This window comes from Lyngbya aestuarii BL J (genome assembly GCF_000478195.2).
Classification (GTDB): domain Bacteria; phylum Cyanobacteriota; class Cyanobacteriia; order Cyanobacteriales; family Microcoleaceae; genus Capilliphycus; species Capilliphycus aestuarii.
The window spans coordinates 1-329 of the sequence record NZ_AUZM01000412.1; the positions used below are offsets into that span (position 1 = coordinate 1).

Genomic DNA, 329 nt, shown 5'->3' on the forward strand with positions numbered 1-329 from the left:
AAAAATCTGACGACCGATAACCCCCCGAGAAGCAATATCATGACAATTAACAACACCTGGAACTCTCATTGCTAATGCTCGAATTTTTTCCGGTGGAATTGCCACCCGATCCGTTAACCAAGGTAAATTTTCTTGGAAAATTCCCCAAGCACTATAAAACACAAAAACCGCCACGGGAAACGCCATCACCACATCTAAAGCTTCCAGTTGAGGAAAGTTCCATTTCCGACCTAACCACACTCCAATTAATCCAGCAATTACCATTAAAGTTGTCCAAATATCGCTCATGGTATGCTTGGCATCCGCCACCAATAAGGCGCTTCCCAAAC

General features: G+C 43.8%; 1 protein-coding gene. It reads right to left on the minus strand.

The genetic code is table 11. The features are described from left to right. Window positions 1-329: cation diffusion facilitator family transporter (locus M595_RS28735; RefSeq protein WP_040484830.1), on the minus strand; the 329-nt coding region annotated here is incomplete at both ends.